The sequence below is a fragment of the Cytobacillus spongiae genome (genome assembly GCF_021390075.1).
In genome coordinates, this window is sequence record NZ_CP089997.1 from 3,985,166 (window position 1) to 3,998,295 (window position 13,130).

Annotated in this window: 12 protein-coding genes; 9 read left to right on the plus strand and 3 right to left on the minus strand. The window is 40.3% G+C overall.

All coding sequences use genetic code 11. From position 1 onward, the window contains the following. Positions 1-9 precede the first annotated feature (9 nt). Together LS684_RS19955 and LS684_RS19960 are read right to left on the minus strand one after the other, a co-directional pair. Positions 10-1,590: a histidine kinase N-terminal 7TM domain-containing diguanylate cyclase gene (locus LS684_RS19955; protein WP_349293081.1), complete on the minus strand. Its 1,581-nt coding sequence runs from the start codon at positions 1,588-1,590 to the stop codon at positions 10-12. A gap of 128 nt (positions 1,591-1,718) precedes the next feature. Further along, entirely contained in the window at positions 1,719-3,218 is a 1,500-nt protein-coding gene (locus LS684_RS19960) for a malate:quinone oxidoreductase (protein ID WP_233808747.1), read from the minus strand. Between the two features lie 549 nt (positions 3,219-3,767). Here LS684_RS19960 and LS684_RS19965 point away from each other — a divergent pair. The 7 genes from LS684_RS19965 to LS684_RS19995 all read left to right on the plus strand — a co-directional run bounded on the left by LS684_RS19965 (position 3,768) and on the right by LS684_RS19995 (position 11,066). Further along, positions 3,768-4,676, plus strand: a complete 909-nt coding sequence (locus LS684_RS19965) for a nuclease-related domain-containing protein (protein WP_233808748.1) — start codon at positions 3,768-3,770, stop codon at positions 4,674-4,676. Positions 4,677-5,586: 910 nt separating this feature from the next. Further along, positions 5,587-6,456 (plus strand): LysR family transcriptional regulator, encoded by an 870-nt coding sequence (locus LS684_RS19970; protein WP_233808749.1) that lies wholly within the window; start codon positions 5,587-5,589, stop codon positions 6,454-6,456. Between the two features lie 123 nt (positions 6,457-6,579). Then, positions 6,580-7,239: a type 1 glutamine amidotransferase domain-containing protein gene (locus LS684_RS19975; RefSeq protein WP_233808750.1), complete on the plus strand. Its 660-nt coding sequence runs from the start codon at positions 6,580-6,582 to the stop codon at positions 7,237-7,239. 60 nt (positions 7,240-7,299) lie between these two features. Next, entirely contained in the window at positions 7,300-8,487 is a 1,188-nt protein-coding gene (locus LS684_RS19980; RefSeq protein WP_233808751.1) for an MFS transporter, read from the plus strand. 167 nt (positions 8,488-8,654) lie between these two features. Next, on the plus strand, positions 8,655-9,407 hold the full coding sequence (locus LS684_RS19985) for an IclR family transcriptional regulator (protein ID WP_233808752.1): 753 nt from the start codon (positions 8,655-8,657) through the stop codon (positions 9,405-9,407). A 1-nt stretch (position 9,408) separates the two neighbouring features. Next, complete coding sequence (locus LS684_RS19990; RefSeq protein WP_233808753.1) at positions 9,409-10,596, plus strand: MFS transporter; 1,188 nt, start codon at positions 9,409-9,411, stop codon at positions 10,594-10,596. Positions 10,597-10,610: 14 nt separating this feature from the next. After that, complete coding sequence (locus LS684_RS19995) at positions 10,611-11,066, plus strand: heme-degrading domain-containing protein (protein ID WP_233808755.1); 456 nt, start codon at positions 10,611-10,613, stop codon at positions 11,064-11,066. Positions 11,067-11,163: 97 nt separating this feature from the next. Here LS684_RS19995 and LS684_RS20000 read toward each other — a convergent pair whose 3' ends face one another. Next, on the minus strand, positions 11,164-11,949 hold the full coding sequence (locus LS684_RS20000; protein WP_233808758.1) for a nitroreductase family protein: 786 nt from the start codon (positions 11,947-11,949) through the stop codon (positions 11,164-11,166). 175 nt (positions 11,950-12,124) lie between these two features. Here LS684_RS20000 and LS684_RS20005 point away from each other — a divergent pair, with 175 nt between their 5' ends. Further along, entirely contained in the window at positions 12,125-12,427 is a 303-nt protein-coding gene (locus tag LS684_RS20005) for a DUF6199 family natural product biosynthesis protein (protein WP_233808760.1), read from the plus strand. Between the two features lie 119 nt (positions 12,428-12,546). Continuing rightward, positions 12,547-13,077, plus strand: a complete 531-nt coding sequence (locus LS684_RS20010; protein ID WP_233808762.1) for a GNAT family N-acetyltransferase — start codon at positions 12,547-12,549, stop codon at positions 13,075-13,077. Positions 13,078-13,130 lie beyond the last annotated feature (53 nt).

Genomic DNA, 13,130 nt, shown 5'->3' on the forward strand with positions numbered 1-13,130 from the left:
CTCAAGCTCTCAATTGTTGAAGAATGATTCACCGTCTATTGCTGAATATACCTTTACCTGGTTACGACCCGCTTTCTTAGCGGCATAAAGTGCTTGATCGGCTTTATTTAATAAGTTATTTAAGTCCTCATAAGAGTTCTTTAATGCTTGAGCGACTCCTAGACTAAGTGTCACTGATAGCTCACCTTTTGCTGTATGAAGATTGTTTCGTTCTATGGCTATTCGCATTTGATCCGCCAACTTCCTACCTTCTGATTCTGAATAGCCTCTTAAAGCGAGAACAAACTCTTCTCCACCATACCGAGCAAATAGCTCACCATTTTGCAATAGCGTTTGGCAAACTTGAGCAACATGCTTGAGGAGCTGGTCTCCAATAACATGCCCATACGTATCATTCACTTTTTTAAAAAAATCAATATCCATTAATACGATGGCAAAGTTCGATTCCGAATGTTGGGCTTCATTAAATAGCTGCTCGCATTTCTGAAAAAAAGCACGTCGATTAAAAATTTGTGTGAGTTCGTCATAAAATGCATAGCTTTCCAATTTCCCTTGAAGGCTTTTCAGCTCGGTGATATCTGTGAAAATGAGAAGCTGGCCACTCCCATTGCTTGCATGAGTGACGCTCGAGGCACGCACCTGATACGTTCGTTTGAAGTCGTTTGTTACAAGTTCAAGCTCCTCATTAAGATCACCCACCCCAAGTTGAAAGGGGTAGATCTCTCCAGCTATCCTTTTCCATGCCTCTGTAAATTCTGAACCATAGGAAAGGTTGCTCAACTGCGGGAACATTTTCTGACTTGAAAGATTGTATTCAATTATTCGATTGGAATCATCTAAAACAATAACTCCATCATTGATGCTATTGAAAATGGCATCCTTCGCAATCGGCATGATCGTAAATAATCGGGAGGAGCTGATCGACCAGAAATACAAGAGGGATGTCAGCCATAACGTCATCGGAACTGGATCAATACCTGGAGGCGTTAAACCAACCAAATAGATAAATGCTGTAACCATAGGGATTAATTGACCAAACAAAATGGAAACAAATTGTGGCCTATAGATCTTAGCTGTTTCACGCCAATGAGAAATCGCCAGAATAAAGGCGACGAGCATCGAGGCAAAAGTGTAAAATCCATGGACAATGTACCATTTTCCAATCTCTTGGTGAACAAATGGAGCACCTAAAGTCACATCCAATTCAAACACTCGATAATGCAAATGGTGGATATCATTTGTAGCAACGATAATTAACGTGATGAAGGGGATGATAAGCAGTGCAGCGTACTTTTTTTTCGTTAAATTGAATCCTAAATATTGCATAATAAATAAAAGGCCTAAAGGTGGCGAAAAAGACAAACCGATATACTGGATCGTTGTCCAAAATTTAATTTCTGCCAAAGACGTAGACATGAGACCAAATGCGGAAGCCATGCAGTAAATAGTGATAGCAGCTGCATAAATAACAAATATTTGAGCAATATTCGTAAATTGGCGCCTCTTTAGAAACACATATACACATAAGTACAAGTTCAAAACACTCGACGTACAAACCAAGGTAATATAAACCATTATCGTAGAATACACAAATATACCTCATTATTTGATCGATTTTACCTATAATGTACCACAGATGGTAATTCGTGTGAGTGTCTATTTAAACAATATATGCCAATAAAAAAATAAACGGCTCCTATTGGCCGTTTATTTTTCATTTAGATTAATACAGGCTCTTTTTCACTTAAACAAAGAGTAGATTCTGTTGAGCGGTGAATTTCCTTAAACAGCTCGGGATGATCTGTTAAAGACAAGCCATAAGAAGGAATCATTTCTTTAATTTTCCCTTCCCATTCTTTCATATGTTGCGGGAAGCATTTCTGTAGGACTTCTAGCATTACATGAACCGCTGTAGAGGCACCTGGAGAAGCTCCAAGTAGGGCCGCGACAGATCCATCAGCAGCGCTAACAACTTCGGTACCGAATTGAAGGGTTCCTTTACCAGCCGCTGTGTCCTTAATCACCTGTACCCTTTGACCGGCTACTACCATATCCCAATCCTCTGATTTCGCATTTGGAATAAACTCTTGCAATTCTTCTAGGCGCTGTTCCTTCGTTAGCATAACTTGTTGAATCAAATATTTTGTTAATGCCATCTCTTTTGCACCAGCTGCTAGCATCGTGATGACATTGTTTAAGTTTACTGAGCTAATTAGATCTAAATTGGAACCTGTTTTTAAAAACTTAGGCGTGAAGCCTGCAAACGGTCCAAATAATAGTGATTTTCTATTATCAATATATCTTGTATCGAGATGTGGTACTGACATAGGCGGCGCTCCTACCTTTGCCTTTCCATATACCTTTGCGTGGTGCTTCTCAATCACTTCTGGATTATTGCAGACCATAAACAATCCACTTACTGGGAATCCACCGATTTGTTTGGATTCTGGAATTCCCGTTTGTTGCAATAAAGGAAGACTTCCGCCCCCACCACCGATAAAAACAAATTTCGCATAGTGGTATTCCATCTTACAAGCATCATGGTCATGTACCTTCACTTCCCATGATCCATCCTTAGCACGCTTAATTCCCTCGACACTGTGCTTGTAGTTCACCTCAACTTGCTGATTTTTCAAGTAATCAAATAGCATGCGAGTTAATGCGCCAAAATTCACATCCGTTCCGGAGTCTATTTTTGTGGCCGCTATTGGCTCGTTTGACGTTCGACCTTCCATAATAAGCGGAATCCATTCCTTCAACTTTTCCGGATCATCTGAAAATTCCATTCCTTCAAATAACGGGTTCTTTGATAACGCTTCCAAACGTTTTTTCAAGAACGCTACATTTTCTTCCCCTTGAACCATACTCATATGAGGAATTGGCATAATAAATTCTTCTGGATTTTGGATTAAATTGCTTTTTACTAAATAAGACCAAAACTGCCTGGAGATTTGAAACTGTTCATTAACCTTTACTGCTTTACTAATATCAATTGTTCCGTCAGCCTTTTCCGATGTATAATTTAGCTCACAAAGTGCTGCATGGCCTGTTCCAGCATTATTCCACTCGTTCGAACTCTCTTCCCCTGCACTTTCAAGCTTTTCAAATACTTTAATTTCCCATTCCGGTGCTAGCTCTTTCAATAGTGTGGCCAAAGTCGCGCTCATAACTCCAGCACCGATTAATATTACGTCTGTTTTTTCTTGTAAGTTGCTCATGATAACCTTCCTAACCCCCTATATTTGAAAAAAAAAGAGTAGGCGCTCCAGCAAAGATGTCACGAAATGCAAGGCGGACCTAGGAACACACCTTTTCAGTCTTACAAAAACCATACCATATTCTATTATAATTATCTTGCCATCCAAATATCTACTATTATCTGATAATTATAAACGATATATCGCTAGTAAAAAAGGGGGGAACTGGTGATAAGTTGAGGGAGAAGTGTCATTTATCTCCTGTTTTTTAGTGAATGGCTATTTTAATATAGTTATATTTCAGTCCTTGTAGACAAGAAAAAAATGGGACTGGAATGTTAAAAGGAGTTAAAGGAATGAAGAGGCAGCTGCATGTCCAGAAGTTGATTTTACAACGATATGATTTGGTTCATACATAAAAGAAGGATGGTGACTATAAAAATCAATTGAAACTAGAGGGAAATCTTACAATCGTTAGGTAGAATTGAGTGACATGTATTCCAATTTTTAGTGAAAGTTTCATTTTGCAGTGGTATAATTCGGATAATTCTAATAGAAAGGAAGAAAGCGATGCTATTGAAAAATCGGATCGAGCCAGAGGAGCTACGAATTTTACAATGTTTGCATGGCAGGTTAGAACTAACCAATAAGGAAAAAAGGTATGCTTCCGTTCAGAAAAAAGGCTTTGAGGGTGAGCAGCAATTTGATCAAATGATTGATAACCTTAGAGAAGGACACATTATCCTTAACGATTTGCTCTTACAGGTAAATAACTCCTTTTTTCAAATCGACACACTCATCATTACTCAAGGGGTTCTCTATTTACTAGATATTAAAAACTACGAAGGAGACTTTTACCTCGAATCAGGGAAGCTATTTGCTAGAAAAGCAGAAGTGCCATACAAGAATCCAGTAGACCAACTTAATCGAAGTGTTATTCTATTAGGCCAGCTTCTACAAAACCTCGACCAACCATTCCTAATTGATCCCTATGTATTATTTATTAACAAAGATTTCACACTCTATCAAGCTCCCATGAACCAACCGTTTATTCTCCCTACGCAAATAAACCGTTTCTTAAAAACTTTACATGAAACATCCTCTCAACTAGACGATCGACACAAAAAACTTGCGCAAACACTTCTTTCCCTTCATCAACCTAAAAATCCATTTGTGACGCGACCATTATATGAGTACGATCAGTTAAAGAAAGGCGTTTTTTGTAAAAAATGTAGGTTCCTACTGAGTTTGACCCCAGTTAAACATTTCTTTTGTGAGCAATGTGGAGAGATTGAACGTTTCGAAAATGCGATCCTACGTCATACAAAGGAATATCAGTTGCTTTTCCCAACACGTCATATCACAACTAGAGATATATATGATTGGTGTAAAGTCGATGTAAACCCAAAGACCATCTATAGGATACTCAAGAGGAATTACCGTAAGTGTGGTCATAAGAGTGGAACGTATTTTATCTAGAGGATTTTGGAGCTGAATGGAGTGAGTTGGTACCCACTAAGATATAGGTAGTGCGGATTGATTAAACCCATATAGTTTGACTTTTTTGTCCGGACTGATTTCTAGTTCGGACTTATTTTGTTTACCTTCCTTTTCCATTGGAGCTGGAGCTATTCGCTGCTTCGGACTCGGGTTCCCCTTTTTCCGCTTTTCCTGTCCGATGTGCACCCCGCTTCGGACTCGGGTTCCCCTTTTTCCGCTTTTCCTGTCCGAAGTGCACCCTACTTCGGACTCGGGTTCCCCTTTTTCCGCTTTTTCCTGTCCGACGTGCACCCTGCTTCGGACTCAGGTTCCCCTTTTTTCCGCTTTTCCTGTCCGAAGTGCACCCTGCTTCGGACTCAGGTTCCCCTTTTTCCGCTTTTCCTGTCCGAAGTGCACCCTGCTTCGGACTCAGGTTCCCCTTTTTCCGCTTTTCCTGTCCGAAGTGCACCCTGCTTCGGACTCGGGTTCCCCTTTTTCCGCTTTTCCTGTCCGACGTGGGCCCTGCTTCGGACTCGGGTTCCCCTTTTTCCGCTTTTCCTGTCCGAAGTGCACCCTGCTTCGGACTCGGGTTCTCCTTTTTCGGCTTTTCCTGTCCGAAGTGCACCCTACTTCGGACTCGGGTTCCCCTTTTTCCGCTTTTCCTGTCCGAAGTGCACCCTGCTTCGGACTCAGGTTCCCCTTTTTCCGCTTTTCCTGTCCGATGTGTACCCTATTTCTGACTCGGTTTCCTCCTTTTTCCTCTTTTTCTGTCCGACGTGGACCCTGTTTCGGACTTCGCTTCCCGCTTTCCCCAGATTCTATCTGAAATCCCTCAACTCCACACGCTCCACCTTCTAGGTGAGTTATGTTTTAATATAGGGAAAACGATTCAAGAAGAAAGGGGCTTACAATGGTAGATTTTGAATGGTATAGAAGCTTTATATATATTTACAAATACAAGTCCGTAACGGAAGCAGCGAAAGCTCGGATTATGACACAGCCAGGAATGAGCCAACATCTCGCTTCACTTGAAGCTGAGGTTGGGGAATTGCTTTTTCACCGAACGACTAGAAAAATGGTACCTACTGAAAGGGGAAAAGAGCTGTATACTCAGCTTGCACCCTTAATTGAGTCATTAGAAGAAACGAGCTTGAGCTTACAAACAGCCACAGTACCTACTAATTCTATAATCAGGATTGGCTCGGCGATTGAATACTATGACGAGTATATACTTCCAGAACTTACTAAAATAAAATCGTGCACTATCTCCCATTTTGGGACGGCTGATCAATTAATTGAGCTTTTAAAAGAGGATAAAGTGGAGATCGTCATTACTTCTAAAAAATTTCAAGAACCAGGAATCGAGTATGTCGAGCTATGTGATGAAGAATTTGTCATTGTGGGTCCAGCTACCTTAAATCCCCCACTAGGTATCGACTTAGAGTCTAAAGAGAAATGGTTGTTATCACAGAAATGGATTAGTTATGGGTTAGAGTTACCAATTATTCGTAGGCTATGGAGAGAGCATTTTAAAAAAAGGCCCATCATAAAAACTCATCATATTATCCCAAATTTACATCTCATTTTAAAATCGATAGAAATGGGGCTGGGGATTAGCTTAATACCTACCTATATATGGTCTAATTCTAAAAACAAGAATAAGGCTAAGGTTCTATTCGAAGAGCTTAAAGTCACTAATAAGCTATGGATTGCCTATAAGACAAAAAACAAGAACTTGCCCCAAATTCGGTTTATGAAAGAAACATGGTTACAATCGTGACGCTAACGAACATTGATTAATAAATTTTTTTATTAATTAACTATAAAAACATAATTTGTTTTATTAAATGAACAGACTTAGAATTACACATGTAACGAAATAAATAGCTGGAGGTAATTCTTCATGTCAAAGAAGATCTTGTTTGTGGTTACAAACCATACTGAACTTAGCCAAGATAAGCAAACGGGTATTTGGTTATCTGAGTTTGCCGAAGCATATATAGAATTTACAAAAGAAGGGTTCCATGTAACAGTAGCAAGTCCTCTCGGGGGTAAAAGTACGGTCGACCCAGGAAGCATAAATGAAGATACACCTCAAGAGATGCTAGATACTGAGAAGTATTTACAGAATACAGCCAAGCTTGATGATGTAACTCATGACAGCTTTGACGCACTATTTCTGCCAGGTGGTCATGGTACCATGTTTGACTTACCTGGCAATATGAAGCTTCAAGAGTTACTACGAGATTTTTATGAAATGGATAAAGTGGTAGCCGCTGTTTGTCATGGACCTGCAGGATTAGTTGGGACTACTTTATCAAACGGCCAACCGCTTGTCGCTGGTAAACGCGTAAATGCATTTACAGATAGAGAAGAAGCGGATACAGGGTTAGGGGAACACCTTCCGTTCTTACTAGAAAGTCGGATCCGTGAGCTTGGTGCCATTTTTGTAGCGGCACCAAACTGGACAACACACTTTGAGGCAGATGGAAACTTGATCACTGGGCAGAATCCTCAATCTACAATGGCTGTGACAAAGGCTGTTATTGAAAAACTAAAATAATGAAATGGAGGCTGGTGAACGACCAGCCTCCTTCCCTTTTCAGAAGGAGGATCAACAAAAATGGCATCAACTCAGCAAAAATCCTCTTTAGCTCTCTACGCTCTCACATTAGGAGCATTTGCAATTGGGTTAACAGAGTTCATAATAATGGGATTACTTCCAGAAGTTGCACAAAGCATGGAAGTTTCCATTCCGATGGCAGGAATGCTCGTAACTGGTTACGCTCTTGGTGTAGCTATCGGGGCTCCGATCATTACAGTGGCTACACACAAGATGAAGCGAAAAGAACTGCTCTTATTTCTTATGATTTTATTTATTGCCGGAAATGCTTTAGCTGCTTTGGCTCCAACCTATTCCATTCTCATGGTGGCGCGAATAATCGCTGCGCTTACACACGGATCGTTTTTTGGAGTTGGTTCAGTTATTGCTTCTGAGCTTGTACCAAAAGAAAATCGGGCTAAAGCGATTGCGATTATGTTCATTGGCTTAACACTTGCAAATATCCTTGGAGTGCCGATTGGAACCTTTATTGGCCAAGCCTTTGGCTGGAGAGCTACATTTTGGGCAATTACCGCAATTGGATTGATTGCTCTTGTAGGAATTGGAATTTTAGTTCCAAAAGTGAAAAATCACCCTTCTAGCTTAAAAAATGAGTTAAGCGTATTGCGCCAACCGGCAGTTCATATCGCCCTACTTATGACAGTGTTCGGATTTGGAGGGGTATTTACTGCATTTACGTATATTTCCCCTATTTTAGTAGATATTTCTGGATTCTCACCAAAATCGGTTTCCTGGATTCTTGTATTATTCGGTGCCGGGATCACCCTTGGAAATATATACGGCGGGAAATTAGCAGATAGGGCACTAATTCCTTCTTTAATCGGTATTCTTGCGATGTTAACGATTGTGTTGGCCTTGTTTAGCATTACCTCTCAATTCAAAATTCCTACCCTCATCACTGTGTTTATTTTTGGGGTTTTCGCATTTGCAACTGTTCCTGGGCTTCAATTGCATATGTTAAATACAGCGAAAGAGGCACCTACACTCGCATCGACTCTAAATATTGCTGCCTTTAATTTAGGAAACGCACTTGGCGCTTATATCGGCGGCGTAGTAATTGACTTAAAGATCGGAGGCGGCCTTGAAGCTGTTTCTCTTGTAGCCGCTCTTGTCACCATTTTTGGTATTCTTTTCACTATTTGGGGTGGCATGCAGCAAAAACGAAAACTAACAAATCCAAGTCTATAGCCAAACCGACCACTCCTTAAGGAGTGGTCGGTTTTTTTTAACCGGTTATTATTGAGTTTCTGGAGTAAACTAAACGTGGTTAGTTTCAAATAACGAAACAATTGTTCATTAATTGAAGTAATGTGATAGACCCTATATGATACAAGAGTGCGAAGGAGGCACGACTCATGAGTCAGTATGAAGTTTCAACGTTGAAAAAAGGATTACAAATTCTTGATCTCCTCCAGGCAAATGAAGTGATGTCACTCACGGATATTATGGATTATTTTCAGTGGAATAAGACAAGCACGTTCAGATTGCTATATACACTGGAAAACATGGAATATATTCAAAAAAATTCGAGAGGCTATTCGTTAACTGATAAAATGTCAGGCCAAAAGCAGCCACATCATCCGATGGTTGATTGGGTATCCGTTCCTGCCTTGCTCGAACTAAGTCAAAGACTTGGGGAAACGATGTATATCGGTGTTTTGGATGGAACTGATGTAGTTACGACACAAATCGTCGATGGCACGCATAGCATGCGAATCCATTCAACTATAGGAGACAGAGATCCTGCTCATGGCAGTGCATTGGGAAAAGCTATCCTCGCCTTTATGGAACCTGATACACAGAAGCCTTTCCTAAGGCAACTTGAATATACCAAGTCAACCATTCACACCTTTGATGATAAGCAGCTCTTTGTCTATCACCTGATGGATATTCAAGAAAAAGGATATGCCATTGACGATGAAGAGACGGAAATGGGAGTCCGCTGCATTGCTGCTCCGATCTTTTTTAATGGGAGAGTTGCCGCAAGTGTTGCCATATCAGGCCCTGTTAGCCGTCTACCTAAAGCAAAGGATAAATTGATTAGCAAGGAATTAAAAGAATGCAGTCAGCGAATATCCAAACAACTAGAACAAAAAGGGAGGTCATAAAATGAAATCTTTTACACCGAAGAGCTTAATCGCCCTAATTTCATTAGCCATCAGCGCCTTTGCTATTGGGACAACTGAGTTTGTCATTGTCGGGCTGCTCCCAACTGTGGCATCGGATTTGTCGATTTCTGTCACGAAAGCAGGAAGTCTTGTTTCCGGCTATGCAGCAGCAATTGCCATTGGGACCCCCATCGTCACTGCAATGACGAGTAGGCTTCCTAAAAAAGGATTGCTTCTCAGTTTATTAATCATTTTTATAGCAGGAAACATTCTGTCCTCTTTTGCAGACACCTATCAGCTTCTGTTACTTTCAAGAATTCTCACCGCCGTAGCCCATGGCGTCTTCTTTGCAATCGCCGCAACGGTTGCAACAGAAATGGTTCCAAAGGACAAACAAGCTCAAGCGATTTCAATTATGTTTACAGGGTTAACCGTCGCGACCATTCTGGGCGTTCCATTTGGAACACTCATTGGGCAGCAGCTCGGCTGGAGAGCGACATTTCTTGCGGTAGCAGTACTTGGCATAATTGGACTTATAGCGAACTCGGTTACAATTGAGAAGCAAAAAAACACATCAGAAAAGCTGACCGTTTCAGATATTGGAAAACTAATACGTAACCCAAGGATTATTCTTGCTCTTCTAATGACTTCTTTTGGATTTGGAGGTACCTTTGCCATTTTCACTTATATCACACCGATTTTGGAAGAGGTAAGTGGGATCTCCAACGAGAACATCTTCTGGATGCTCCTGTTATATGGACTTGCGACTACTGTAGGAAATATTATTGGGGGGAAAATGACCAATCAACACCCGGTCAAAGGTTTGCGGTTTGTCTTTTTATTTCAAATGACCGCTTTATTGCTGCAAATCATATTACTCCCTAATCAACTATTAAGTTATATTTCAGTCCTTCTACTCGGGTTATTTGCCTTTATGATGTCACCTGGAGTGCAAGCTTATATCGTTGCGCTAGCAGAAAAGTTAGTACCGAGTGCCAAAGATCTAGCATCCGCATTAAATATTTCTGGATTTAATATCGGAATTACCGCAGGCTCAGCTCTTGGAGGCTATGCTCTTGACTATATGAACCTACTAGATACCGCTTGGATCGGTGCGATTATGGTCTTTGTAGCCCTCATTTTAGCCATCGTGAACTACCGATTAGATGTAAAACAAAAACTATTTTAATAGGAGAGATTAAGATGAATACAGAACAATTATTACAATTAGAAGAATCATTAATCTTTACTGCTTTTACAAATGAAGATGCTTTAAACCTGGGGATGGAATTAGTTCAACTTGCTAAAGAAAACAGTGTGAATATCGCAGTTCATGTTGAGAGAAATCGTGTGCCATTATTCACTCATTTAATGGATGGTACATCAGAAGAAAATGTATACTGGTTACATCGTAAAAAGCGAGTGGTTGATCATTATAATCACAGTACACAGTTTATCGCTACTCGTTTTCAAGAAAGTGGCTTAACCCACGATGAACATTCCCTGCTTTCTCCAAGAGATTACCAAGCAATTGGTGGATCCTTCCCTATTCGCGTAAAGGGAGCTGGTGTGATCGGAAGTGTAACAGTAGCCGGGCTTACTCCAGAGCTTGATCACGAATATGTAGTAAAGGGCGTTAAGCGCTTTTTAAACCGATAAAAGGAATAGGAGACCGTTCGGAATCAGAAAACCGCTTGTTAGACAAAGCTAACAAGCGGAGGTGCGGTTCAATATGAACGGTCTCTTTTTATTTTCTCTACTTAGGTTCATGATTCATGAAATTTTGATTATGTAAATAATCCAATACCGTTTGAGAATATTCCACATGCGATTCTTTTGTATATTTGGCAATAGTATAGATTTCAGCCAAGTTCTTTAAGCCCAATCGTTCGGTCATTTCCTTTAATCTTGGTGTTTCCATATAACGCTTCCAGCCTTGCTCATTCCGTTCCTTGTAGATGTTGAGAATCTCTTCGTCTGAATAATCTTGGTATTGTTCATAATGAACAAGTCCTTTCTTCGGAAGACGGTCTCGTGGTGCAGGGTTCTCAGCTGGATACCCTAACGAATAACCGACAACTGGTACGACATTAGGCGGTAAGTTTAATAGTTTTCCAATCTGATCACAATTGGCGAGGGTTGAGCCCATATAGCATATCCCAAGCCCTGCTTCTTCAGCTGCCAGCGCACAGTTTTGCGATACTAGCGTCGCATCAATTGCCCCAATCATAAAGCTCATGAAATTATCGAAATGGACTGGCGCCTCATTGAGTGTAAGCCATTTTCGCATGCGGTTGAAATCCGCACAAAAGGTTACTAGAACAGGAGCATCTACCACCATTGATTGATCCATATGAGCGGAGTATAACTTCTGCTTCAACTCTTTATCTCTTGTCACAATAATGGAATAGGATTGCATATTTCCACTTGATGATGCGCGGATTCCCGCATCTAATATTTCCTCTAGCACTTCTTGGCTGACTTCACGGTCTTCGTACTCTCGTATCGATCGATGCCCATGTATAACATCCTTAAATTCCATCAATAATTCCTCCTATTGGCTTCTCCTACTAAGCTGCTTTTCTATAAACTACACTAGTAGCGTACCGCTATTCCGTCTATATAATCAAACAATTACTCTTAAAAAACTAAAAATTGAAACAACTCTCGAATATAAACGTATGAAAGGAAAGACATTTTTACAAGGAGAATAAGGAATGTTTGTCACCATTTTTTTCACAGTAGTACTGTCGATTCCGATATTTGGCTTTGCACTTTGGACCTTATATTTTCCTGAGGAGAGTATATTATTAGGAAGAAGGTGGATGTATAAAGAGAAGCCCGAAATCTCAAAAGCAGCCATTCAATACACTAAATTTGCAGCACTTATTACCATGGCTTTTTACCCATTTTTGGCAATTAGCATAATCTTTGAAATCCATATTCTTAGACTCGTCTTCATCCTCTATCCTCTTATACTCCTCATAGGTAAGTTCTTTATCTTTATTAATGAAAATTAAGCAGCTCACCTTGCATGATCGTTTTACCACCACTCAATTTTAGATTGCAACCATCTATAATATTGGTAAAATTGTAAATGAATAGGATGGAGATTATCCAATTAAAGGAGCGAAATTTCATGGCTATTACTTATATCATCTTACCTGAAGATAATATTTCCTTAATAAAGGGTTTATGCAACGAACTAATGGCATTTCAAAAAACAAAAGCGAGCATCACCCCTGAACGTTTCGATCAGATGTCTTTTGAAACCCGTTTGCTTCCATCTATTCGTTTAGCTCGGGACAATTTTGTCATTGTGGCAAAAGACGAGGGTCATGTTGTTGCATATGCTTATTCAAATATTTGTGATAAGAGGGTCTATGAATCTGGTACTTTTGGTAAGTTCTTTGATATGGATTCAGTTGCTGGGGATACCGTCGGGTGTCTATCGCAGTTTTATATTCAGGAAGGGTATCGCGGAAAAGGGATCGGTAGCGTTCTCTTCAACGAGTCCATGAAATGGATGAACTCATTTGAAGAAATTGAGGATATATTCATCTACGTTTCAAACGGCAATGACGAAGCTCTTCAATTTTACCAATCAAAAGGATTTCACATAAGCCACGAAATTCTCGATGGGTTCATTACCGTATTGAGAAATTCATAGGGAAGAGTGCATGATCCCTAGCTAGTAGCGGGCATGCACTTTATTCTTCTTAA